Annotated in this window: 22 protein-coding genes; 16 read left to right on the forward strand and 6 right to left on the reverse strand. The window is 71.2% G+C overall.

The window, feature by feature from the left end:
• The 7 genes from ASG96_RS15385 to ASG96_RS15415 all read left to right on the forward strand — a co-directional run.
• Positions 1–1,555 (forward strand): DEAD/DEAH box helicase (locus tag ASG96_RS15385; protein WP_235509178.1); only part of this gene is annotated, 1,555 nt, incomplete at its 5' end.
• 28 nt (positions 1,556–1,583) lie between these two features.
• Positions 1,584–2,144: a YqgE/AlgH family protein gene (locus tag ASG96_RS15390; RefSeq protein WP_056759654.1), complete on the forward strand. Its 561-nt coding sequence runs from the start codon at positions 1,584–1,586 to the stop codon at positions 2,142–2,144.
• 1 nt (position 2,145) lies between these two features.
• Complete coding sequence (locus ASG96_RS15395) at positions 2,146–2,997, forward strand: glutamate racemase (RefSeq protein WP_200958652.1); 852 nt, start codon at positions 2,146–2,148, stop codon at positions 2,995–2,997.
• On the forward strand, positions 2,994–3,314 hold the full coding sequence (locus tag ASG96_RS15400) for a DUF3039 domain-containing protein (protein WP_056759497.1): 321 nt from the start codon (positions 2,994–2,996) through the stop codon (positions 3,312–3,314). Before ASG96_RS15395 ends, ASG96_RS15400 begins: the two co-directional genes overlap by 4 nt.
• 142 nt (positions 3,315–3,456) lie before the next feature.
• Entirely contained in the window at positions 3,457–4,422 is a 966-nt protein-coding gene (locus ASG96_RS15405; protein WP_056759495.1) for a zinc metalloprotease, read from the forward strand.
• A gap of 126 nt (positions 4,423–4,548) precedes the next feature.
• Positions 4,549–6,309, forward strand: coding sequence for a DEAD/DEAH box helicase (locus ASG96_RS15410; protein ID WP_057588506.1), 1,761 nt, complete (start codon positions 4,549–4,551; stop codon positions 6,307–6,309).
• Between the two features lie 137 nt (positions 6,310–6,446).
• On the forward strand, positions 6,447–8,297 hold the full coding sequence (locus ASG96_RS15415; RefSeq protein ID WP_057588675.1) for a bifunctional UDP-sugar hydrolase/5'-nucleotidase: 1,851 nt from the start codon (positions 6,447–6,449) through the stop codon (positions 8,295–8,297).
• 368 nt (positions 8,298–8,665) lie between these two features.
• On the opposite strand, the gene ASG96_RS15420 is transcribed toward ASG96_RS15415, so the two are convergent.
• Together ASG96_RS15420 and ASG96_RS15425 are read right to left on the reverse strand one after the other, a co-directional pair.
• The gene (locus tag ASG96_RS15420) at positions 8,666–9,976 is read right to left on the reverse strand and encodes an alpha-amylase family glycosyl hydrolase (RefSeq protein ID WP_057588507.1); all 1,311 of its coding nucleotides are present in this window, start codon (positions 9,974–9,976) and stop codon (positions 8,666–8,668) included.
• 85 nt (positions 9,977–10,061) lie between these two features.
• Positions 10,062–10,571, reverse strand: coding sequence for an Lrp/AsnC family transcriptional regulator (locus ASG96_RS15425; protein ID WP_056759490.1), 510 nt, complete (start codon positions 10,569–10,571; stop codon positions 10,062–10,064).
• A 107-nt stretch (positions 10,572–10,678) separates the two neighbouring features.
• On the opposite strand from ASG96_RS15425, the gene hppD reads away from it, so the two are divergent.
• The 3 genes from hppD to ASG96_RS15440 all read left to right on the forward strand — a co-directional run bounded on the left by hppD (position 10,679) and on the right by ASG96_RS15440 (position 14,608).
• A complete protein-coding gene (gene hppD / locus ASG96_RS15430) occupies positions 10,679–11,911 on the forward strand; it encodes a 4-hydroxyphenylpyruvate dioxygenase (RefSeq protein ID WP_057588508.1) in 1,233 nt (410 codons plus the stop codon).
• Between the two features lie 123 nt (positions 11,912–12,034).
• Positions 12,035–12,868, forward strand: coding sequence for an RDD family protein (locus tag ASG96_RS15435; protein ID WP_057588509.1), 834 nt, complete (start codon positions 12,035–12,037; stop codon positions 12,866–12,868).
• Between the two features lie 177 nt (positions 12,869–13,045).
• The gene (locus ASG96_RS15440; RefSeq protein WP_056759484.1) at positions 13,046–14,608 is read left to right on the forward strand and encodes a DHA2 family efflux MFS transporter permease subunit; all 1,563 of its coding nucleotides are present in this window, start codon (positions 13,046–13,048) and stop codon (positions 14,606–14,608) included.
• Positions 14,609–14,645: 37 nt separating this feature from the next.
• On the opposite strand, the gene fahA is transcribed toward ASG96_RS15440, so the two are convergent.
• Together fahA and ASG96_RS15450 are read right to left on the reverse strand one after the other, a co-directional pair.
• Positions 14,646–15,896, reverse strand: a complete 1,251-nt coding sequence (fahA, locus tag ASG96_RS15445) for a fumarylacetoacetase (protein ID WP_369813607.1) — start codon at positions 15,894–15,896, stop codon at positions 14,646–14,648.
• Between the two features lie 2 nt (positions 15,897–15,898).
• Entirely contained in the window at positions 15,899–16,753 is an 855-nt protein-coding gene (locus ASG96_RS15450; RefSeq protein WP_057588511.1) for a hypothetical protein, read from the reverse strand.
• A gap of 82 nt (positions 16,754–16,835) precedes the next feature.
• Here ASG96_RS15450 and ASG96_RS15455 point away from each other — a divergent pair, with 82 nt between their 5' ends.
• Both ASG96_RS15455 and ASG96_RS15460 read left to right on the forward strand, forming a co-directional pair.
• On the forward strand, positions 16,836–18,110 hold the full coding sequence (locus ASG96_RS15455; protein WP_056759478.1) for a homogentisate 1,2-dioxygenase: 1,275 nt from the start codon (positions 16,836–16,838) through the stop codon (positions 18,108–18,110).
• A 4-nt stretch (positions 18,111–18,114) separates the two neighbouring features.
• Positions 18,115–18,786, forward strand: coding sequence for an IclR family transcriptional regulator (locus tag ASG96_RS15460; protein WP_056759476.1), 672 nt, complete (start codon positions 18,115–18,117; stop codon positions 18,784–18,786).
• Between the two features lie 66 nt (positions 18,787–18,852).
• Here the strand turns inward: ASG96_RS15460 and ASG96_RS15465 are convergent, their stop codons facing one another.
• Both ASG96_RS15465 and ASG96_RS15470 read right to left on the reverse strand, forming a co-directional pair.
• Positions 18,853–19,467, reverse strand: coding sequence for an isochorismatase family protein (locus ASG96_RS15465; protein ID WP_056759474.1), 615 nt, complete (start codon positions 19,465–19,467; stop codon positions 18,853–18,855).
• Positions 19,468–19,470: 3 nt separating this feature from the next.
• A complete protein-coding gene (locus tag ASG96_RS15470) occupies positions 19,471–20,784 on the reverse strand; it encodes a nicotinate phosphoribosyltransferase (protein WP_057588512.1) in 1,314 nt (437 codons plus the stop codon).
• Between the two features lie 72 nt (positions 20,785–20,856).
• Here ASG96_RS15470 and clpS point away from each other — a divergent pair, with 72 nt between their 5' ends.
• The 4 genes from clpS to ASG96_RS15490 all read left to right on the forward strand — a co-directional run bounded on the left by clpS (position 20,857) and on the right by ASG96_RS15490 (position 23,732).
• On the forward strand, positions 20,857–21,162 hold the full coding sequence (gene clpS / locus ASG96_RS15475) for an ATP-dependent Clp protease adapter ClpS (protein ID WP_056759470.1): 306 nt from the start codon (positions 20,857–20,859) through the stop codon (positions 21,160–21,162).
• A complete protein-coding gene (locus ASG96_RS15480) occupies positions 21,162–21,917 on the forward strand; it encodes a DUF2017 domain-containing protein (protein WP_057588513.1) in 756 nt (251 codons plus the stop codon). The genes clpS and ASG96_RS15480 overlap by 1 nt, the downstream gene beginning before the upstream one ends.
• A 56-nt stretch (positions 21,918–21,973) precedes the next feature.
• On the forward strand, positions 21,974–22,741 hold the full coding sequence (locus ASG96_RS15485) for an MBL fold metallo-hydrolase (protein WP_057588514.1): 768 nt from the start codon (positions 21,974–21,976) through the stop codon (positions 22,739–22,741).
• A 121-nt stretch (positions 22,742–22,862) separates the two neighbouring features.
• Complete coding sequence (locus tag ASG96_RS15490) at positions 22,863–23,732, forward strand: aldo/keto reductase (protein ID WP_200958651.1); 870 nt, start codon at positions 22,863–22,865, stop codon at positions 23,730–23,732.
• The last annotated feature ends 19 nt before the right edge of the window (positions 23,733–23,751 follow it).

A 23,751-nucleotide genomic window follows, 5' to 3' on the forward strand; every position in this document is an offset into this window, starting at 1 on the left:
CGATGACCGGGGCGGCGACCGCTTCGCCGACCGCGCTCCCGTGAGCTTCGAGGACGCCGAGGCCGAGCGCATGGACGCCGACAGCTGGACCAAGTCGACGCGCGCCGACGTGTCCGACGGTCCCGTCGACGTCGCCGCCGACAACGGTTTCGCAGCCCTCGGCCTGCCCGAGCGGATCGTCGAGCGCCTGGCCCGCGAGGGCATCACCTCGCCGTTCCCCATCCAGACCGCGACGATCCCAGACGCGCTGGCCGGCAAGGACGTCCTCGGCCGTGGCCAGACCGGCTCGGGCAAGACGCTCGCCTTCGGCCTGCCCCTCATCGCCCGGCTCGTCGAGGCGGACCTGCCTCGTCGCCCGCGCAAGCCGCACGCCCTGATCCTCACGCCGACCCGCGAGCTCGCGATGCAGATCTCCGACGCGCTCGAGCCGCTCGTGCACGTCGCCGGCCTGCGCCACAAGCTCGTGGCCGGTGGCCTCAGCTACACGACGCAGATCAACGCCCTCAACAAGGGCGTCGACATCCTCATCGCGACGCCGGGCCGCCTCAACGACCTGCTCGAGCGGGGTGCCATCGAGATGGACGACATCGCGATCACCGTCCTCGACGAGGCCGACCACATGGCCGAGATGGGCTTCATGGCCGAGATCACGACGAGCCTCGACAAGATCCCGTCCGACGGCCAGCGCCTCCTCTTCTCGGCGACGCTCGACCGCGGCATCGACACCCTCGTCGAGAAGTACCTCACCGACCCGGTGACGCACTCGACGAACGACGCGACCGCGTCCGTCGAGGGCATGGACCACCACGTCCTGCTCATCGACCCGCAGCACAAGAAGGTCATCACGGCCGAGGTCGCCAACCGCGAGGGCCGCACCGTCGTGTTCTGCCGCACCAAGCTCGGCGCCGACCGCATCGCGCTCCAGCTGCGTGAGCAGGGCGTCATGGCGGCCGCGCTCCACGGCGGCCTCAACCAGGGCCAGCGCAACCGCGTGCTCGGCGCGTTCCGTGACGGCACCCTCCCGGTGCTCGTCGCCACCGACGTCGCCGCCCGTGGCATCCACGTCGACGACGTCTCGGTCGTCCTGCAGGTCGACCCGCCGGCCGACCACAAGGACTACCTCCACCGCTCCGGCCGCACGGCCCGCGCCGGCGACAAGGGCACCGTCGTGACCCTCGCGCTGCCGCACCAGCGCCGCACCATGGAGCGACAGCTCAAGGACGCCGGCCTCGAGATCTCGCCCGTCCGGGCCACGCCCGGCGACGCGATCATCGCGGCGACCGGTGCGACGACCCCCAGCGGCGTCGCGATCGCCGAGGACGACTTCCAGCGCCTCATCGCCGGTCCGAAGCAGCACCGTCGTGGGCCTGCCGGCCCGCGCGGTCCGCGTCAGGGCCAGCGCGGCGGCTTCCGCCCGCAGCACGGTGGCGGTCGTGACGACCGTCGTGACGACCGCCGTGACGACCGCCGTGGCCGTCGCAACGACCGTGGCGACGGTCTCGTCTCCCGCTGGGGCGACGACGAGCGCGGCGGTCACCGGGGCGCCCGCTTCTGAGCAGTCGCCGGTGTGGAAGGCTGGGCCCGTGAGCTCGACCTTCCACACCGGCCGCCTCCTCGTGGCGACGCCGTCCGTCGGGGGTGACGTGTTCCATCGGTCCGTCATCCTCATGCTGCACCACGACGACGGCGGCGCCCAGGGCGTCGTGCTCAACAAGCCGCTGTCGGCCGAGGTGGACTCGGTGCTGCCGGGCTGGCAGCGCGTCGTGACGGCCCCGCACGTGCTCTTCCAGGGCGGGCCGGTGTCGACGTCGTCGGCGCTCGGACTCGTCACGGTGCCGGGCGACGAGCCCGAGCCGCTCGGGGTCAAGCGCCTCTTCGGCTCGATCGGGCTGGTCGACCTCGACGTGCCGACGCCCGTCGTGGCGGCCGAGCTGGCGGGCCTGCGCATCTTCGCCGGCTACTCCGGCTGGGAGTCCGGCCAGCTCGAGAACGAGGTGCTGCGCGGCGACTGGTACGTCGTCGACGCAGAGGTGCGTGACGCGTTCACGCCCCGGCCGGACGGGCTGTGGCGCGAGGTGCTGCGGCGTCAGCGCGACACCCTCGCGTACGTCGCGAACTTCCCCGACGACCCGTCGATGAACTGACGTGGCCGTGACGGAGCCCGTGCGGCCCGAGACCGAGGACCATCCCGAGATGCCGAGGTCGACCAGGCGAGTTGCCTTCGTCGACAGCGGGCTCGGGCTCCTCGGGTATGCCGACGCGCTCCACGCGTTGCGCCCCGACCTCGGCCTCGTGCTGTCGCTCGACCCCGACAACATGCCGTACGGCCCGCGCACGCCCGAGGAGGTCCAGCGCCTGATCCTCGCGTCGGCGCGGGCCACCCTGCCGCACGAGCCCGACGCGATCGTCGTCGCGTGCAACACCGCCTCGGTGCACGGGCTCGGCGCCCTCCGGGCCGAGCTCGAGCCGGCCGTCCCCGTCATCGGCACGGTCCCGGCGATCCGGCCGGCGGCCGCTGCCGGCGGCCCCGTCGCCGTGTGGGCCACCGCGGCCACGACGTCGAGCGACTATCTCCGCGGACTCGTCGACGCCTTCGCCGCCGACGTCGAGACGTATGCGGTCGCGGCGCTCGGTCTCGCGGAGGCCATCGAGTCCGGCGACCCCCTGGCCGTCGACGAGTGCATCGCGTATGCCGCGTCCCAGACCCCCGCGGGCGTGCGCTCGCTCGTGCTCGGCTGCACGCACTACGGCCTCGTCGCCGACCGGATCGTCGCGGCCCTCGGCCAGGGCGTGACCATCCACGACTCACCGGTCGCCGTCGCGCGTCAGACGTTGCGCCGCATCGGTCTCGAGCCGGCGGCCGACGCGACCGAGGCGGGTGTCGAGGCGGTGCTCCTCAGCGGCCGACCCGGCGCGCTGCCGGCGTCGTGGGGGGCCTACCCGGCGGGGGAGCGGCTCCTTCGGGGTGCGGCAGGGCGGCATACACTCTCGTCATGAGCACGATGCCTCCCGACCCGTTCGAGCCCGAGCCGCTGCGGGGCACCAGCACGGCCACGATCGAGCGCGAGGAGGTCCGCGAGGAGCTCCAGGAGCCGGGCGACCACGAGCGCTTCTCGCACTACGTGCGCAAGGAGAAGATCCTCGAGAGCGCACTGTCGGGCGAGCCCGTCGTGGCCCTCTGCGGCAAGATCTGGGTCCCGGGCCGTGACCCGCAGAAGTTCCCGGTGTGCCCGGTGTGCAAGGAGATCTACGAAGGACTGCGAGACCCCCAGGACGGCGGCGACGGCGACCAGGGCGGCGGCGGACAGTCCTGACCGGCTCGTCCGGAGGTGCCTGACCTCGGGCTTTCCTTACGGGTTCTTTACTCGCCCCGGCGGCGCCACTGACTGTCGCGTACCTACAGTCGCTGGGATCGACGCCCGATCGGGCGTCGGGCCGGACGAGAAAGGTCACCTCATGAAGCTTCGCTCCCTGATGCTCGCGGCACCGCTCGCGCTCGCCGCGGCATCTCTCGTCGCGCCGGCGCACGCCGCGCCCGTGATCGACGGCCACGGCAGCGCCGCGTGCCTCGACCCCGAGACCGTCGGCGCGGTCGGAGCCCGTGGCAGCCACGGCACGGCGAAGGACCCGCACGAGCTGTCCGACGCCCAGGTGCGCGCCAACGAGGCGGCCCTCACGAAGGCCCTCGCGGCCAAGGGGCTGACCCGCGACTCGTCGGGCAAGGTCGTCCAGCAGGGGCAGAAGGGCAATCCCGGCACGGGCATGTTCGCGGCGACGAACGTGAAGGTCTACTGGCACACGATCACCAACGGCACCCAGGGCTCCGTGAGCGCCAGCGCGATCAACAGTCAGATCAGCGTCCTCAACAGCGCCTACTCCGGCACTGGTCTCAGCTTCACCCTCGCCGGCTCCGACTCGACGAGCAACGCGTCCTGGTACACCGTGACGCCGGGCTCCACGGCCGAGCGCAACATGAAGAGCGCTCTGCGCAAGGGCACGATGGCCGACCTCAACCTCTACTCGGCCAACATCGGCCAGGGCCTGCTCGGCTGGGCGACCTTCCCCAGGAGCAGCTACGACGTCATGGACGGCGTCGTCGTCCTCACGGCCTCACTGCCCGGCGGCAGCGCCACCAACTACAACAAGGGCGACACCGCCACCCACGAGGTGGGGCACTGGGTCGGGCTCTACCACACCTTCCAGGGCGGCTGTAAGGGCAACGGCGACTACGTGGCCGACACGCCCGCCGAGGCCAGTCCCGCCTACCAGTGCCCGACCGGCCGCGACACGTGCACGAGCCCCGGTCTCGACCCGATCAAGAACTTCATGGACTACACGTACGACGCCTGCATGAACACCTTCACGACCGGCCAGGTCTCGCGCATGCAGGCGCAGTGGACGGCCTACCGCGCCGGCAGCTGACCGCCCCCGCCCTGGGCGCGCTCGGACGCGAAAGCGACTGAGCGGCATACCATCCAGACCGAGGCCCCGCCCGCAAGGTGGGGCCTCGGCATGTCGTCCCCGGGGATTCGTTACGGTGGCCTCTCTATGAGTTCAGGGGCCGCCTTCCACCTCCCACCCGCCTTTCCCGAGCGGGCTGCGTGGGGTACCGCCAGCAAGCTGCGCGCGTGGCAGCAGGAGGCGCTCGACCTCTACCTCGAGAAGGCGCCGCGCGACTTCCTCGCGGTCGCGACGCCGGGTGCCGGCAAGACGACGTACGCACTGCGCGTGGCCACCGAGCTGCTGAGCGCGGGCATCGTGCACCGGGTCACCGTCGTGGCCCCCACGGAGCACCTCAAGACCCAGTGGGCCGACGCCGCAGCCCGGGTCGGCATCAGCCTCGACCCCAGGTTCAGCAACAGCATCGGCCGGCACAGCGACGACTACCACGGGGTCGCCGTGACCTATGCGCAGGTCGCGTCCCGCCCGTCGCTGCACCGCGAGCTGACGACGTCGCGGTCGACCCTCGTCATCCTCGACGAGGTGCACCACGGTGGTGACGCGAAGAGCTGGGGCGACGGCATCCGCGAGGCGTTCGAGCCCGCGACCCGCCGGCTGTCGCTGACCGGCACGCCCTTCCGCTCCGACACCTCGCCGATCCCGTTCGTCACCTACGAGCTCGACGCCGAGGGCACGCTCGTCAGCTCGAGCGACTACACGTACGGTTACGCCGAGGCGCTGCGCGACGGCGTCGTGCGCCCCGTCCTCTTCATGGCCTACGGCGGCAGCATGCGCTGGCGCACCAAGGCCGGCGACGAGCTCGAGGCCCGCCTCGGCGAGCCCATGACGAAGGACTTCGTCGCGCACGCGTGGCGCACGGCCCTCGACCCCAAGGGCGAGTGGATCCCCGCCGTCCTCGCCGCCGCCGACCGCCGCCTCACCGAGGTTCGTCGTCACGTCGAGGACGCCGGTGGTCTCGTCATCGCCTCCAACCAGACCCAGGCGAGGGCGTATGCCGCCATCCTCCGCTCGCTGACCGGCGAGGCCCCGACGGTCGTCCTCTCCGACGACCTCGGCGCCAGCAAGCGCATCGAGGACTTCGGCGCGAGCGACGAACGCTGGATGGTGGCCGTCCGCATGGTGTCCGAGGGCGTCGACGTGCCGCGCCTCGCGGTCGGCGTCTACGCCACGTCGACCTCGACGCCGCTCTTCTTCGCCCAGGCCGTCGGCCGCTTCGTGCGTGCCCGCAGGCGCGGCGAGACCGCATCGGTGTTCCTGCCGTCGGTGCCGGTCGTCCTCGACCACGCGTCGCGCCTCGAGGAGCAGCGCGACCACGCGCTCGACCGCAAGCCCGACCCCGACGACATCGGCCAGATGTGGGCCGAGGAGCAGAGCCTGCTGGACGAGGCCAACCGCGCGGACAAGGCGAGCGGGGCCCTCGACGAGGGCGCCTTCGAGGCGCTGGAGTCCGACGCGCACTTCGACCACGTGCTCTTCGACAAGCAGCAGTGGGGCATGCACGCCCAGATCGGGTCGGAGGACGAGGAGGAGTACCTCGGCCTGCCCGGCCTGCTCGAGCCCGACCAGGTCTCGGCACTGCTCCGTGAGCGACAGAGCCGGCAGGTCAAGAAGGCGCCGCAGGGGGCCTCGGCCCCGATGCCGGTGGCCGCGCACCGGGCGCTCGCGGCGCAGCGCAAGGAGCTCAACAAGCTCGTCGCCACCTACGCCCGCCAGAAGGGGCTGCCCCACGCCAACGTCCACATGGACCTGCGCCGGGTGTGCGGCGGACCCGATCTCGCCGCCGCCTCGTCCGACCAGGTGTCCGAGCGCATCGACAAGATCCGGCTCTGGCTCGTCGGCCGACGCTGAGGGTTCACGAAACCGGCCACCGCTGTCGGCCGCTGGGTGGATGGTCTCCGGCTATGGTCGTGCCCTGCGCCTCGGGGGCGAGCCGCGCACCGTGCACCGGGACTGCTCCGATCGAGCACCTGACAGCGAAGGACGACATGAGCACCGACCACACCCCTGACCTCCTCGGACCCTCGACCACCCGTCGCCAGCTGCTGGCCCTCGCCGCCGTCGGTGGCGCCGGCCTGGCCGCCATGGGCTCGGCCGAGCCCGCCACCGCCGCTCCGGCAGCGCCCGGTCCGGGCACCGACGGCGAGGTCGTCCGACTGACCGTCCTCGGCACGACCGACCTGCACGGCAACGTCTACAACTGGGACTACTTCAAGAACGTCGAGTACACCGACGGCAAGGCCAACGACATCGGCGTCGCCAAGGCGTCGTCGATCATCAAGGCGATCCGTGCCGAGGTCGGCGCCGAGCGCACGCTGACGATCGACGCGGGCGACACGATCCAGGGCACACCGCTCGCGTACTACTACGCCAAGATCGACCCGATCACGGGCGGCTCGACCCACCCGATGGCGGCCGCGATGAACCAGGTCGGCTACGACGCCGCCGCGCTCGGCAACCACGAGTACAACTACGGCCTCGAGACCCTGCGCGCCTTCGAGAAGCAGCTCGACTTCCCGCTGCTCTCGGCCAACTCGGTCGACTGGAACACCGGCGCTCCCGTCTTCAAGCCGTGGGTCATCAAGACCGTCAAGCTGCCCGACACGAAGGCGATCAAGATCGGCATCCTCGGCCTCGTCACGCCCGGCGTCGCGATCTGGGACAAGGCCAACGTCGAGGGCAAGGTGAGGTTCCCCGGCATCATCGAGCAGGCGAAGGTCATGGTGCCCCGGCTGAAGGCCGCCGGCGCCGACGTCGTCATCGTCGCCTGCCACTCCGGCGACAACGGCAAGTCCTCGTGGGGCGACGCGCTGCCCTACGTCGAGAACGCCAGCGCGCTCCTCGCCGAGCAGGTCCCCGGCATCGACGCGGTCCTCGTGGGCCACGCCCACCTCGAGATCCCGCAGCGCTACGTCACCAACGCGCAGACCGGCAAGCAGGTGCTGCTGTCCGAGCCGTACTACTGGGGCATGCGTGTGACCCGGATGTCGATCGATGTGCAGAAGGTGCGCGGCCAGTGGCAGGTCGTCCACTCCGAGGCGACGCTCTACAACTCCAACGTCGCCCCCGAGGACCCGGCCGTCACGGGGGCCGTGGCCGCCGCGCACCAGAAGGTGCTCACCTACGTCAACGGCGTCATCGGCACGTGCACGCAGGCCATGTCGGCCGCGACCTCGCGCTACGAGGACACCGCCGCGATCGACTTCATCAACTACGTCCAGGCCGACGCGGTCAAGAAGGCGCTCGTCGGCACGCCCGAGGAATCGCTCCCGGTCCTGTCGATCGCCGCACCGTTCAACAAGCTCGCCGCGATCCCGGCGGGCAACGTGACGATCCGCGACGTCGCCGGTCTCTACATCTACGACAACACGCTCCTCGGCATCGTCCTCACCGGCGCGCAGGTCAAGGCGTACCTCGAGAAGAGCGCCGAGTACTTCAAGCCGTGCACGACGACCGGCCCGGTCGCGGCCGACACGATCACGAACGCCAACGCGACGCCCGACTACAACTACGACGTCATGGGCGGGCTCGACGCCGACCTCACGTACGACATCGACCTCGCCAAGGCGGTGGGCTCGCGCATCGTGGACCTCGCGTACGCCGGCAGCCCGGTCGCGTCGGACGCGCGCTTCGTCGTGGCGATCAACAACTACCGCCAGTCCGGCGGTGGCAACTTCCCGGGCGTCGTGACGGCCCCGGTCGTCTACAACCGGCAGATCGAGATCCGCCAGCTGCTCATCGACTGGGCCACCGCCAACAAGGTCATCGACCCGACGGCCTTCGCGAGCATCGACTGGAGGCTCGTCAGCAACGGCAGCCCGATCGCCGTCACGCCCTGACGGCTCCGGCGCCAGGACGTGCCTCTCGACCACGGTCGGGGGGCACGTCCCGTCTGTGCACCGGGGGCGCCCCGCCGCTGGGAGGGCAGCGGGACGGCCCCGCCCCGGCCGACCGGTTGGTGGGATGTCGGCAGAGAGAGGCGTACCCGCCGGGACAGGGGAGCACCGACGGGTACGCACCTCCATCCTCGCGGATCGAGGGCCACTTCGTGAACGGTTTCGACGCGATCGCGTCATGATCTGCGACCTCGACCCTCTACCAGGTGACGGGACACGACCCCTGTGCCGTCTGGGGGCCTCGGGTTGCTCGTGGAGGGGTGCCCGGGGCCCCGCCCGTCGGCCGCGTCAGCGCCGCGCCCGTCGCCGCGTCAGGCGCCGACGAGCACCTGGTAGCCCCACGCCGGCAGGGTGTACGGCTGGCCCTTCTCGAGCTCGAGCGTCTCGCCGGTGAAGGCGTCCCGCCAGGCGCCGACCTGGGGGCCGTCCCCGAGCGTCACGGTGCGGTCCTCGTCGCTGAAGTTGAAGGCGCCGAAGACCCGGTCGTCGCCGACCGCCCGCACGAAGCTCAGGACCGACGCCTCGGCGGAGTTCGGCACCCGGACCATGCGCCCTCCCGCGGCGCCGTTCCACAGGGCGGGGTGCGCCTTCTTCAGGGCGAAGAGCTGCCGGTAGAGCTCGCCCTGCTCGTCCTCGCGCCAGTCGATCTCGTCCTTGTCGAAGAAGACGAGACGCTTGTCGCTGCCTGCCTCCTGACCGTTGTAGACGAGCGGCATTCCCTCGCTGACGACGGACAGCACGATCGAGGGCAGGAGCGCCTCCCCGAACTGCTCGTACTCGGTGCCCTCCCACGCGTTCTTGTCGTGGTTGCTGACGAAGAGCATCCGGTAGGCGTCGCGCTGGTAGAAGCGGTCGTTCCACGCGTAGTAGACCTTGAGCGCCTCGACGTCGGCCTTGCCGTGCGCGATCTTGTGGAGCGTCTCGTTCCAGCTCCAGCCGTACGTCATGTCGAAGGCACGCACGTGCAGGTCGCGTGACTCCCACTCGGCGAGCATGAAGACCGGCTTGATCTCGTCGAGCTCGCGGCGCACGTTGTCCCAGAAGTCCACCGGAACGAATCCCGCCACGTCGCAACGGAACCCGTCGACGTCGACGTCGCGCACCCAGAACTTCATGGCGTCGGTCATGTAGCGGCGCAGCTCGGGGTTGTCGTAGTCGAGGTCGATGATGTCGTCCCAGTCCCACCACGGCGTCGGCCGGAAGTCACCCTTCCAGTCGCGCGCGTACCAGTCGGGGTGCTCCTCCACGAGGGGGTTGTCCCAGGCGGTGTGGTTGGCGACCCAGTCGAGGATGACGCGCAGGCCGAGGCCGTGGGCGGTGTCGACGAAGTGGCGCAGGTCCTCGAGCGTGCCGAACTCCGGGTTGACGCCGAGGTAGTCCTTGACGGCGTACGGGCTGCCGAGCACGCCCTTGCGGTTCTGGTCGCCGATCGGGTGGACCGGCATGAGCCACACGATGTCGATGCCCAGGTCACGGATCCGTGGCAGGTGCGCCTCTGCCGCCCGGAAGGTGCCCTCGGGCGTGAAGTGGCGCTGGTTGATCTGGTAGATCGTGGCGCTGCGGCTCCACTCGGGGTGGGTGAGCTCGACGTCGGGCCGGGGGGCGTACGGGTTGGCGGTCACGAGTGGCTCCTGCTCCGGGTTGGTGAGATGCGGTGTGCTGCGAGGGCCGTGCGGGGAACGTGCGGGGTCGTGCGAGGGTCGCACGTCAGGACGACTCGTCGAGCAGGTGCTCGACGAGCGGGACCGTGCGGTGGTCGAGGCGGGTGGCGAGCGAGATGACGGTCGAGGCCCGCGTGACGTGGGCGTCGTCGACGACGCGGTCGATGACCCGTTGCAGGTCGGCGTTGTCGCGCCCGACGATCCGGATGAGCACGTCACCCGAGCCGGTGATGGTGTGCGCCTCGAGCACCTCCGGGATCGCGGCGAGGTGCTCGACGACGGGGGAGTGCCCACCGCGGCCCTGGCGGATCTCGAGGGTGCAGAAGGCGGTCACGGGGTAGCCGAGCGCGGCCGGGTCGACGTCGGGGGCCATGGAGCGGAGGACGCCGGTGCGCTGGAGCCGGTCGAGCCGGGCCTGTACCGTGCCGCGCGCGACGCCGAGCCGGCGGGACGCGCCGAGCACCCCGACACCCGGCTCGGTGAGCAGCAGGAGCAGGATGCGGCAGTCGAGCGCGTCGACCGCAGCGCGCGCCGACGGATCGGCAGGAGAGGTCATGGACAGAGTGTCCAGCACCACACGGCATACGGGCAACACTTTGTGCATGCTGCCTAGCCGTGATGGGCCCTGTTGCACACCGAGGCGCGCTCGGTCACTCTCGCTCCATGACCGACACGATGCCCTCCGCGGCCGCCGACCTCACCGATCAGGAGCGCGAGGCCGACCTCGACCTCGAGCAGCTCAAGCAGCTCGTCGGTCTCGTCGAGTACGACGAGAACACCGACGTCTTCCCCGTCACCGGATGGGACGCGATCGTCTTCGTCGCGGGCAACGCGACCCAGAGCGCGCACTACTACCAGAGCGCCTGGGGCATGGAGCTCGTCGCCTACTCGGGGCCCGAGAACGGCAACCGCGACCACAAGGCCTTCGTCCTCAAGAGCGGCTCCATCCGCTTCGTCATCAAGGGTGCCGTCGACCCCGCCAGCCCGCTCGCCGACCACCACCGCCGTCACGGCGACGGTGTCGTCGACATCGCCCTCGAGGTGCCTGACGTCGACAAGTGCGTCGCCCAGGCCGTCAAGGCCGGCGCGACCGTCCTCGAGCAGCCCACGGACCACACCGACGAGCACGGCACGGTGCGCACGGCCGCCATCGCGACCTACGGCGAGACCCGCCACACCCTCGTGCAGCGCCAGGTGAGCGGCCAGACGTATTCCGGCCCGTACCTTCCCGGCTACGTCCCGACCGCGTCGTCGATCGTCCGGCGCGAGGGCCAGCCGAAGCGCCTCTTCCAGGCCCTGGACCACATCGTCGGCAACGTCGAGCTCGGGCACATGGACGAGTGGGTCGCCTTCTACAACCGCGTCATGGGCTTCGTGAACATGGCCGAGTTCATCGGCGACGACATCGCCACCGACTACTCGGCCCTGATGAGCAAGGTCGTCGCCAACGGCAACCACCGCGTGAAGTTCCCGCTCAACGAGCCGGCCATCGCCAAGAAGAAGAGCCAGATCGACGAGTACCTCGAGTTCTACCGCGGCGCCGGTGCCCAGCACCTCGCCGTCGCGACCAACGACATCCTCGCCTCGGTCGACGCCCTGCGCGCCAACGGGGTCGAGTTCCTCGACACCCCCGACAGCTACTACGAGGACGCCGAGCTGCGCGAGCGCATCGGCAACGTCCGCGTGCCCATCGAGGAGCTGCAGAAGCGCAAGATCCTCGTCGACCGCGACGAGGACGGCTACCTCCTCCAGATCTTCACCAAGCCGCTCGGCGACCGCCCGACGGTCTTCTTCGAGCTCATCGAGCGGCACGGCTCGCTCGGCTTCGGCAAGGGCAACTTCAAGGCGCTCTTCGAGGCCATCGAGCGCGAGCAGGACAAGCGCGGCAACCTCTGAGGTGACCCTCGGCCCCGGCCTCGTCCCCGCCGTCAGGCGGGAACGGGCCGGGGCCGAGGCGCGTGTGGCACCACTCGGGGCGGCGCCGGTCTGGGAACGCGGATCCCGTGGCACAGTTGGGGCATGAGCCAGCAGCCTTCCGGGTGGTACGACGACCCCAGCAACACCGACATGCTCCGCTACTGGGACGGCGTGTCGTGGACCAACCACACCGCTCCGAAGAAGTCGCCGACCATCGGTCAGAGCACCATCGGCCTGCCGCACCAGAGCCCGCAGGGTCAGCAGGGGCAGGTCCCCGACCGCACCGGCGCGCCGACGCCGACGACGCCGATGCCGCAGGGCAGCGGGTGGCAGACCCAGTCCCAGGCGCCGCAGCAGCAGGCCCCGCAGGGCTACTACCAGCAGGCGCCGGCCAACACGCAGTGGATGCACAACATCCGCACCACGGCTGACGGGGTGCCGCTGGCCCCCTGGGGCAAGCGCTTCGCGGCGTGGGTCATCGACGGTCTCATCCTCGCGGTCGTCGGCGGGATCATCGCGTGGGCCGCGACACCGCGCCTGTCGGAGCTGTTCTCCGAAATGATGACGGCGGCCCAGGCCGGCAACCAGGCGCGCCTCGTCGAGATCCAGAACGAGCTCACGGGACCGGCGGTGCAGTTCTCGCTCTTCCTGTGGCTCATGGCGACGGCATACTGCCTCGTCTTCTGGACCACGATCGCCCAGACGCCGGGCAAGATGGCGCTCGGCATCAGCGTCCGTCGGGCCGCCGAGCCGGGGCCGCTGCCGCTCGGCACCGCCGTGCTGCGACGTCTCGTCCCGCTGGCCGGGCAGTTCGTGCCGTTCCTCTCCCTGCTCGACGGGCTCTGGCCGCTGTGGGACGACAAGCGGCAGGCGCTGCACGACAAGGTCGCGAGCACGCAGGTGGTCGAGGGCAAGCAGCCGCGCAAGCAGGGCTGACCCGGGCTGGCCCGGGCTGGCCCGGTCCGGACGGACGCGGGGCGTCGGCTCGGCCGGCGGCGTAACTCCCTTGCGCCGCTGTCGGTGGTCGGCGCGACAATGGACGCTGTGCGCGGGCCGGCCCCGCACCCTCGGCGCCGACGCCGCCGACGCACCCTCGTCCGAACCGGAGTCATCGTGTCTGCTCCCAGCGCCACCACCCAGCCCAGCTACCCCGACAAGATCGACGGGCCGGTCCTCAAGATCGCCGGCGTGGTCGTGCTCGGTGCGATCATGTCGATCCTCGACATCACCGTCGTCAACATCGCGCTACCGACGTTCCAGGTCGTCTTCGCCGAGAGCCCTGAGAACCCCCTGCCGTACTCCACGGTCGCGTGGACGGTGACGGCCTACACTCTTGCGCTCGCGACGGTCATCCCGCTCACGGGCTGGGCCGCCGACCGCTTCGGTACGAAGCGGCTCTACGTCCTCGCCGTCGTGCTGTTCACGGCCGGTTCGGCCCTGTGTGCCACGGCCGGGTCGATCGAGTTCCTCATCGGCTTCCGGGTGCTCCAGGGCCTCGGCGGCGGGATGCTCATGCCGCTCGGCATGACGATCATGACCCGTGCCGCCGGACCGGCGCGGATGGGTCGCCTCATGGCGATCCTGGGCGTGCCGATGCTGCTTGGCCCGATCTTCGGTCCCATCCTCGGCGGCTGGCTCATCGAGGTCGCGAGCTGGCACTGGATCTTCCTCATCAACGTCCCGATCGGCATCGTGGCCGTGCTGTACGCCCTGTGGGCGCTGCCGTCCGACGCCCCCGAGCCCTCCGAGTCCTTCGACCTCGTCGGCATGCTGCTCATGTCGCCCGGGCTCGCCCTCTTCCTCTACGGCATCAGCTCGATCCCGGGTGAGGGGACCTTCATCTCGAAGAAGGTCCTCGTCCCGCTCTGCATCGGGCTGTCCATGCTCGTCGCCTTCGTCTTCTACAGCTTCCGGCCCCAGCACCCGCTGCTCGACCTGCGGCTCTTCCGCAACCGCCGCCTCAGCGTCGCGACGATCACGATGTTCCTCTTCGCGGCGGCCTTCTTCGGTGGCCTGCTCCTCGTGCCGACCTACCTGCAGCAGGTCCGCGGTCTCGACACCCTGCACGCCGCCTTCCTCATGGTCCCGCAGGGTGTCGGCGCGATGGTGACGATGCCGATCGCGGGTGCCCTGTCCGACCGCATCCCGGTGGGCCGCATCGTGCCGTTCGGGCTGCTGGCGATCACTGCCGGCATGTTCGCCCTGACACAGGTGGGCACCGACACGCCCTACTGGGGCTTCATGGTCCCGGTGCTCTTCGTCATGGGCCTGGGCATGGGCGGCACGATGATGCCGCTCATGACCTCCGCGCTCAAGACGCTGCAGAGCCACCAGGTGGCGCGCGGCTCGACGCTGCTCAACATCACCCAGCAGATCGCGAGCTCGGTCGGTGTCGCGGTCATCTCGGTGGTGTTCACCAACTACCTCAGCGCCTCGGCGCTGGCCGGGCCGGCCATCGCGGCCCTCCACGACCCGACCCTCGTCGACGACGTCGGCGGACCGGCCGCCGTCCAGCAGGGCCTGGCCGAGGCCGCCGACGCCTTCGGGGCCACCTTCCTCGTCGCCGCAGTCCTCCTGGCCCTGACGCTGATCCCGGCCTCGTTCCTGCCGCGCAAGCACGAGGAGTCGCACTTCCTCGACGACCAGCCCGAGGCGGCGCCGGTCATCATGCACTGAACCCGGGCACGCGACGGCGTCGGCCGTCGCGGCTTCCTCAGCGTGCGGGACGGATGGTGCCGGTGACCTCGCCGAGACCGATGCGCGCACCATCGGGGCCCGGGGCCCATGCCGTCATGGTGACGGTGTCGCCGTCCTCGAGGAAGCCGCGCGTCGAGCCGTCGGCGAGCGTCAGCGGTTCGGTGCCGTTCCAGGTCAGCTCGAGCAGGCTGCCGCGGGTGTCGCGGTCGGGGCCGCTGATCGTCCCCGAGCCGAAGAGGTCGCCGTCCCGGATCGAGGCGCCGTTGACGGTGAGGTGCGCGAGCATCTGGGCCGGCGACCAGTACATCCCGGCGTGCTCGGGGCGCGAGACGACCGTGCCGTTGAGGCTCACCTCCACGTGCACGTCGAGACCGAAAGCATCGCCGCGCAGGTACGGCAGCACCTCCGGATCCAACTGTCCCGGAAGGGGAACGCGGGCTGCACCAAGAGCGTCGAGCGGCGTGACCCAGGCCGAGACCGATGTGGCGAAGGACTTCCCGAGGAACGGGCCCAGGGGGACGTACTCCCAGGCCTGGAGGTCGCGGGCGCTCCAGTCGTTGAGGATGACGACGCCGAAGAGATGGTCGGGTGCCTCGTCGACCGAGACGCGTGACCCGAGCTCGGTGCCGCCGCCGACGACGTAGCCGAGCTCGGCCTCGATGTCGAGGCGGATGCTCGGGCCGAAGACGGGGACCGGGTCGTTCGGGCCCTTGCGCTGGCCCGTGGGCCGGACGACGTCGGTCCCCGACACGACGACGGTGCCCGAGCGTCCGTGGTAGCCGATGGGCAGGTGCTTCCAGTTGGGCGGGAGGGCGGCGTTGTCGGGTCGGAAGATCTGCCCCACGTTGCTCGCGTGGTCCTCGCTCGCATAGAAGTCGACGTAGTCGGCGACCTCGATCGGCAGGTGCAGGGCGACGTCGCGAAGGGCGTGGATGTGCGGTGAGACGCCGTCGCGGTGCACGTCGTCACGCAGGATCTCGATGAGCCACTCGCGAGCAGCGGTCCACGCCGGGCGACCGAGTGCCAGGAAGGCGTTGAGGCTCGGAGTCTGCCACGCGGTCGCGAGATCAGGTCCGTCACCGACGAGCCCGGCGTCGCGTCCGATCGCGGCCACGGCGCCGGCGTCGAGCACGAGGTCACCGATGCGCACGCCGACGCGCCGTACGGGGTCGTCGGCCGTGCTGAAGACGCCGTAGGGGAGGGTGCCGATGCCGAAGGGGTGGTCGGCGGGGACGTCGAGCCAGGTGCTCGGCTGGGTGGGCGTCACGGTCATGACTCCTTCACGTGGACGAGTCCGAGCGCGCGGAGCTCGGTCAGGGGGTCGAGCACGCCGCAGCAGCCGAAGGCGGTGAAGCTCTCGCGGACGCGCTCGGCGTCGTCGGTGGGCAGGCTCGAGAGCGCGGTGACGACCACCTCGGTGTCCTGGCGGGCCAGCTCCCCGGCCAGCTCGTGGGCCTCGGCGCCGTTCAGGGCTTCGTGCGTCGCGAGGAGCACGTTGAGCAGCCCGTGCATCGGCCCGCCGCCGTGGGTGCCGCGGACCGCGTGGTGCAGCCCGCCGGTCAGCTTGAACGGGAGGCCGTGCAGCACGACGGCGTCGAGGAAGCCACCGAGCGCCCGCTCGTCGGGCCAGGGCCAGGTCGGTGTCGCCCCGGTGCGGAACTTCGCCGTCACGTCGTGCTCCTCGTCGACGGCCGCCGCGATGTCGTCGAGCCCGCGAGCCTGCTCCTCGCCGAGGCCGAGCTCGACGACGACCGGGACCTCGGCGACGAGGAGCTGTCGCCAGTCCGGCGACCAGCCGAGCTCGGCCGCCGTGACGAGCACCTGGTCGTCGTCCCGCAGCGACGTGAGGGCGTCGACGAGAGGCTGCACGGGGCTGCCGGGACGCACGACGAGGCTGACCTCGAGCGGTTGCCCGGCCGTGCGGGGGTCTGCCGCCGCGAGGGTCGCGAGATCGCCCGCCGACGCTGCCGGCACGAGGAGCGGCCCGATGTGGGCGGCATACGGCCCGGTGCGTCGGTCGAGGTGCTCGCGGACGGCCACGTCCAGCGGCGCGAGTCCGGGCGGGAAGACCGCGGCGTCGTCGACGAGGCGGTCGAAGAGCGGCGCGAACGGCGTCCTTGACATGACCGGGAGCGTACTCCACTGTTGCAATAGCGATACACCAGCGTCCGTTCACCGGACGCGCTCGACGGAGAGGCTCTCGCCCATGGCGCACTACCAGGCGATCGGAAGCATTCCGCCCAAGCGGCACACCCAGCACCGCCGCCCCGGCCGTGGTGCGACGCCGGGCGAGCTCTACTACGAGGAGCTCATGGGTGAGGAGGGCTTCAGCTCCGACAGCTCGCTGCTCTACCACCGCAACATCCCCTCGACGACGATCGGGGCGGCCGTCTGGGAGGTGCCCGACCAGTCGACGACCCCGAACCACCCGCTGACACCGCGGCACCTCAAGCTCCACGACCTCTTCGACGCCAAGGCGATCCGCGGCACCGACGTCGTCACGGGGCGGCGGCTCGTCCTCGGCAACGGCGACGTGCGCATCTCGTATGCCGTCGCCGGCGCTCCCAGCCCGTGGTACCGCAACGGCATCGGCGACGAGTGCGTCTACGTCGAGCGTGGCCGCGCCCGCGTCGAGACCGTCTTCGGTGCCTTCGAGGTGGGCGAGGGCGACTACGTCGTCATCCCGAGGGCCACGACCCACCGCTGGATCCCGAAGCGGTCGACGAAGGACCCGCTCCGCGCCTACTGCATCGAGGCCAACAGCCACATCGCCCCGCCGAAGCGCTACCTCAGCAAGTACGGCCAGCTCCTCGAGCACGCCCCCTACTGCGAGCGCGACCTACGCCAGCCCGACGGCCCGCTCCTCGCCGAGGACGTCGGCGCGAGCCCCGACGAGCAGACCGAGGTCTACATCAAGCACCGGGGCAACGGCCCGGGCGGTGTCGTCGGGACGATCCACACGCTGCCGTTCCACCCGCTCGACGTCGTCGGCTGGGACGGGTGCCTCTACCCCTACGTCTTCAACGTGCGCGACTTCGAGCCGATCACCGGGCGCATCCACCAGCCGCCGCCGGTGCACCAGGTCTTCGAGGGCTGGAACTTCGTCATCTGCAACTTCGTGCCGCGCAAGGTCGACTACCACCCGCTCGCGATCCCCGTGCCCTACTACCACTCGAACGTCGACAGCGACGAGATCATGTTCTACGTCGACGGCGACTACGAGGCGCGCAAGGGCTCCGGCATCGGCAAGGGCTCGATCTCGGTGCACCCGGGCGGACACCCGCACGGCCCGCAGCCGGGTGCGACCGAGGGCTCGATCGGCGTCGAGAGCTTCGACGAGCTCGCCGTCATGGTCGACACGTTCCGTCCGCTCGAGCTGGGCGAGGGCGGCCTGGCGGTCGACGACGGGCTCTACGCGATGTCGTGGTCGAAGGGGGCCGGCCGGCCGACGCCACCCGGCGGCGCCCACTCCGAGGGCTGACCGCGTGCCCGGACCCGACGCCCCGCGGGGTGAGTCCTCGCAGACGCTCGACCGCGGGATCCGCGTGCTCGAGGCGCTGGCCGGAGGTGGTGAGTCGGCCGGTCTGACGATCACCGAGCTCGCGACACGGCTCGGCGTCGGCAGGCCCGTCGTCTACCGCCTCGTCACGACGCTCGAGGAGCACCACCTCGTCTCGCGCGCGGCCGACGGGCGCGTGCGGCTCGCGCTCGGCATCAGCCGGCTCGCCTCTGCGGTGACGCCCGTCGTGCGCAGCGAGGCGCGGCCCGTGCTGCGGGAGCTCGCCGACGCCGTGGGTGCCACGGCGCACCTGACGATCGCTGAGGGTGACGAGGCCCTGGCCCTCGTCGTCGTCGAGCCCTCGTGGACCGACGTCCACGTCGCCTACCGCTCCGGCGCGCGGCACGGCCTCCACCAGGGAGCGGCAGGACGGGCGATCCTCGCAGGGCGTGCGGGGGAGAGCGGCGTCGTCGGCACCGACGGCGAGCTCCAGGCCGGTGCGCACGGGCTGGCCCTCTCGCTCTCGACCCGCGCCGATCCTGCGCCCGGCGGCGTCGAGGCCTCGGTCGGCGTCGTCTCCCTCGAGCCGCTCGACGTGCGCACGGTGGGTCGGCGGCTCGAGCACGCGGCCAGGGCCCTGCGCGCCGTCCTCCGCTGACCCCTCCCCCCTCCCGGGTGGGGAGGGAGCGTGGGGTGGTGGGGCCGCGTGACGCTGGGGAGGAGGTCAGGCGCCGACCCTGGGGGCGCCGAGAAGGTGGATGCCGGCCTCCTCCATCTCGCCGAGCGCTGCATCGGTGGTCGCGCGCGCGACCCCGGCCGTGAGGTCGAGCAGGACGGTCGTCCCGAACCCCTCGCGCCGGGCGTCGAGAGCCGTCGCGCGCACGCAGTGGTCCGTCGCGATGCCGACGACGTCGACTTGGGCGATGTCACGCTCCTTGAGCCAGGTGGCGAGCGCCACGCCCTCGTCATCGGTGGAGCAGCCCTCGAACCCGCTGTAGGCGGCGGCGTGCTCGCCCTTGTGGAAGACCGCCTCGATGTCGTCGAGGGCCCCGACGAGGTGGGGGTGGAAGTCGGCGCCGTCGCTGTCGGCGACACAGTGGACCGGCCACGAGTCGACGAAGTCCGGCGAGCTCGAGAAGTGGTCACCCGGGTCGACGTGCCAGTCGGCCGTCGCGACGACGTGGTCGTAGTCGGCGACGTGGGCGTTGACGTGGTCGCCGATCATCCGGGCGACGTCGGCGCCGCCGGCGACGGCGAGGGACCCTCCCTCGCAGAAGTCGTTCTGGACGTCGACGATGATGAGCGCCCGTCCGCCCTCGACCTGCGTGGATCCGGCCATGGCTCAGTCCTTCTCGTAGATGGTGGGGATCACGGGCTCGCCCCGCGAGAGCTGCGCTGCGGCCCTGGGAAGCTCGGCACGCGACGCCGCATGCCGCTCACGTGCCTCGTGGATGTCCTGGTGGTCGACGACCTCGCCCGCGCGGACGAGGTCGATCATGAGTGGCCGGTCGTTGCCGTCGTCGAGCGGGCGCTCGCCGATGCCGATGACCTCGGCCTGCGCCACGCCGGACTCGTTGAGCCTGCGCATCGCCCACTTCCGTCCACCGACCGACGTCTTGTCCTTGCTCTTCTTGGCGACACCCTGCATCCGGCCCGACTCGTCCTCGCGCTGGACCAGCTTGTAGACCATGGACGCCGTCGGTGCGCCCGATCCGGTCACGAGCGCCGTGCCGACGCCGTAGCCGCTCACCGGGCCGGCCGCGAGCCCGGCGATGGCGTACTCGTCGAGGTCCGAGGTGACGATGATCCGGGTGTCGGTGTTGCCGGCGGCGTCGAGCTGGGCGCGCACCTCGGTCGCCTGGATGAGCAGGTCGCCGGAGTCGAGCCGGACCGCTCCGAGCTCGGGTCCGGCGATCTCCATGGCGAGGGCCACCGCTGTCCTGACGTCGTAGGTGTCGACGAGGAGGGTCGTACCCTTGCCGAGCGACTCGACCTGGGCGGTGAAGGCCTCCTTCTCGGAGTCGTAGAGGAGGGTGAACGCGTGGGCGGCGGTCCCCGTCGTCGGCACCCCGTAGCGGCGGCCCGCCTCGAGGTTGCTCGTCGCGTCGAACCCCGCGATGTACGCGGCCCGCGCGGCTGCGACGGCCGACGCCTCGTGCGTGCGGCGTGAGCCCATCTCGATGCAGGGCCTGCCGATGGCGGCGGTCGTCATCCGCGAGGCCGCGGAGGCGATCGCCGTGTCGTGGTTGAGGATCGACAGGACGAGCGTCTCGAGGATCACGCCCTCGGCGAACGTCGACTCGACGACGAGCACCGGGGACTGCGGGAAGTAGCACTCACCCTCGGCGTAGCCGCTGACGTCACCGGAGAAGCGGTAGCCCTCGAGCCAGTCGACAGTGGCCCGGTCCACGACCTTCTGGTCGGAGAGGAAGCGCAGCTCGTCCTCGCCGAAGCGGAACTGCTCGAGCGCCTCGAGCACGCGGCCCGTGCCGGCGATGACGCCGTACCGGCGCCCGTCGGGCAGCCGGCGGGCGAACGCCTCGAAGACGCAGCGCCGGTGCGCCTCGCCCGAGGCGAGGGCGGCCTGGAGCATCGTCAGCTCGTAGTGGTCGGTCAGCAGCGCCGTGCTCGCGGCGCCAGGGCTCGTCGGGCTCACGGCTCCAGCCTAGGTGTCACCGGCCCCCGGGGACCGTCTGCCCCACGGGCCCCGTGGACCTAGGGTGGCCCTGTGACCGCAGCCACGCTCTCCCTCGCTCCCGTCGAGCAGGAGGTGACCTCGACCGACGAGGTCGTCGCGCCCGACGTGCCCTGGGTGACGATCGTCTGGAACGACCCCGTCAACCTCATGACGTACGTGACATGGGTCTTCGAGACGTACTTCGGCTACGCCCGGCCCAAGGCCGAGAAGCTGATGATGGACGTCCACGTCAAGGGCCGCGCGGTCGTCTCCAACGGGCCGCGTGAGTCGATGGAGCGCGACGCGGAGGCCCTGCAGGGCTACGGCCTCTGGGCCACCTTCGAGAAGGACAGCTGATGGCCCGGGCGTTCCTGCGCGAGCAGGACTGCTACGTCGGCCTCCTCGAGTCCACCGAGCGCACCGTGCTCCACGGCCTCATGCAGCAGACCCGCCTGCTGCTCTCGCCCGAGATCGAGCCGACCGGGGACGCCTTCGACGACCTCGTGGCGTCGATGGGCGTGTCGCTGAGTGCCGCGGACCAGCGCGCCGACGACGCCGACGATGCGGAAGGCACTGCGGCAGAGGCGGACTCGGCATCGCTCGCGGACCGCGATCCGGCCCTGGACCGGCTCCTGCCGACCGCCCACCGCGGTGACGACCAGATCGCCGCCGAGTTCCGCCGCCTGACGGAGGAGGGCCTGCGCCAGCGCAAGAGCGGCAACCTCGACGTCGCGCTCGCCTGCATCGACGAGGCTGTCGGCAACCGCGTCGTGCTGGACGAGTCCCAGGCGCCGGCCTTTCTCATGGCACTCACCGACGTCCGTCTCCTGCTCGGCGAGCGGATGGGCATGCGCACGGAGGAGGACGCCGAGGCGCTGCACGCCGCGATGGACGACATCGACGACGACGACCCGCTCGGGTACGCCATGGCCTGGTACGACTTCCTCACCTGGCTGCAGGAGACCCTGACCCAGGCGCTCATGGGCACCGACCTGCGCGAGGTCGTGGCGGCATACGACGACGATCTCGACGACGATCTCGACGACGATCTCGACGACGATCTCGAGGACACCCCGGACGACGACGGTCCTCCACCCGGCGACAGGGTGTGACGCATCCGACGCCGCGTCGCCCGGCCGGCGTCGGCGCCTGCACCTAGGCTCGTCACGTGGACGTCACGATCGTCGGGTGCTCGGGATCCTTCGCCGGTCCACGCTCGCCCGCATCGTCCTACCTCGTCCGCGCGGAGCACGAGGGCCGCACGTGGAGCATCGTGCTCGACCTCGGCAACGGCGCGCTCGGTGCGCTCCAGCGACACATCAAGCCGTATGCCGTGGACGCGGTCCTGCTGAGCCACCTGCACGTCGACCACTGCATCGACATGTGCGGCCTCTACGTCATGATGCGCTACCTCCCCGGAGGCCCGGGTCGCGCGACGATGCCCGTCTGGGGACCGCAGGGCACCGGGGTGCACCTCGCCCGCGCCTACGGCGGCGGCGAGGACGAGGACGTCCTCGGCGTCTTCGACTTCCACGACCTGCGCCACCGCGAGCCCGTGACGGTCGGACCGTTCACCATCACCCCGGTCCGCGTCAACCACCCCGTCGAGGCCTACGGCTTCCGCGTCGAGGCCGACGGTCGCGTGCTCGCCTACACCGGTGACACCGACACCTGCGACCAGCTCGCCGAGCTCCTGACGGGCGCCGACCTGGCGCTCACCGACTCGGCCTTCGTCGAAGGGCGCGACACCGTGCCCCACATCCACCTCTCCGGCCGTCGCGCGGCCGAGGCGGCCGTCCGGGCCGGGGGGGTGCGGCGCCTCATGTTGACCCACATCCCGGCGTGGAACGACCCCGAGGTGTGTCGCCGGGAGGCCGCCGCGGTGTGGCCGGGCTGTGTCGAGCTCGCCGAGCCGGACGCCACCTACCGCCTCTGACGGCCCGCACGGCAGGTGGTCGGTCCGCGAACGCGGGTATGGACCGTGACGGTACGGTTCGCGCCCGGCAGTCGCCGGACCGCGGGCCGACGACCGGAACGACCGAACCAAGGAGGCACCGTTGCAGCAGCGAACCATCGGATCGAGGAAGGTCAGCGCGATCGGGCTCGGGGGCATGCCGATGTCGATCGAGGGCCGGCCCGACGAGGACCGTTCGATCCGGACCATCCACGCGGCGCTCGACGCCGGCGTGACGCTCATCGACACGGCCGACGCCTACCACCGCGACGCCGGCGAGGTGGGTCACAACGAGTCGCTCATCGCCAAGGCCCTGTCGTCGTGGTCGGGCCGGCCGTCGGACGTGCTCGTCGCGACCAAGGGTGGCCACCTGCGCCCCGGCGACGGCTCGTGGACCCAGGACGGCCGACCCGAGCACCTCAAGGAGGCGGCCAAGGCCTCGCTCCAGCGGCTCGGCGGTGACGCCATCGGGCTCTACCAGTTCCACCGCCCCGACCCCGACGTGCCCTACGCGGAGTCCGTCGGTGCCCTCGTCGACCTGCTCGACGAGGGCGTCATCGAGATGGCCGGCATCTCCAACGCCGACCCTGCCCAGATCCGCGAGGCGCGAGAGGTGCTCGGTGGCCGGCTCGTGTCGGTGCAGAACCAGTTCTCGCCGGCCTTCCGCAGCAGTCGGCCCGAGCTCGACCTGTGCGCGGAGCTCGGCATCGCCTTCCTGCCGTGGAGCCCGCTCGGCGGCATCAGCAGGGCGGGCGACCTGGGCAGCCGACACGACGCGTTCGCGGAGGTGGCGAAGCGCCACGACGTGAGCCCCCAGAGAGTGGCGCTCGCCTGGGAGCTCGCCCTCGCCCCGACCGTCGTGCCCATCCCGGGCGCCTCGCGTCCTGAGAGCATCGAGGACTCGGTGCAGGCCGCCGACCTCGAGCTGTCGGCCGACGAGGTCGAGCGGCTCTCGGCCGAGACCCTCGACTGACGAGCCCACCGCACGTCGC

Source organism: Terrabacter sp. Soil810, from assembly GCF_001429645.1.
Taxonomy (GTDB): domain Bacteria; phylum Actinomycetota; class Actinomycetes; order Actinomycetales; family Dermatophilaceae; genus Terrabacter.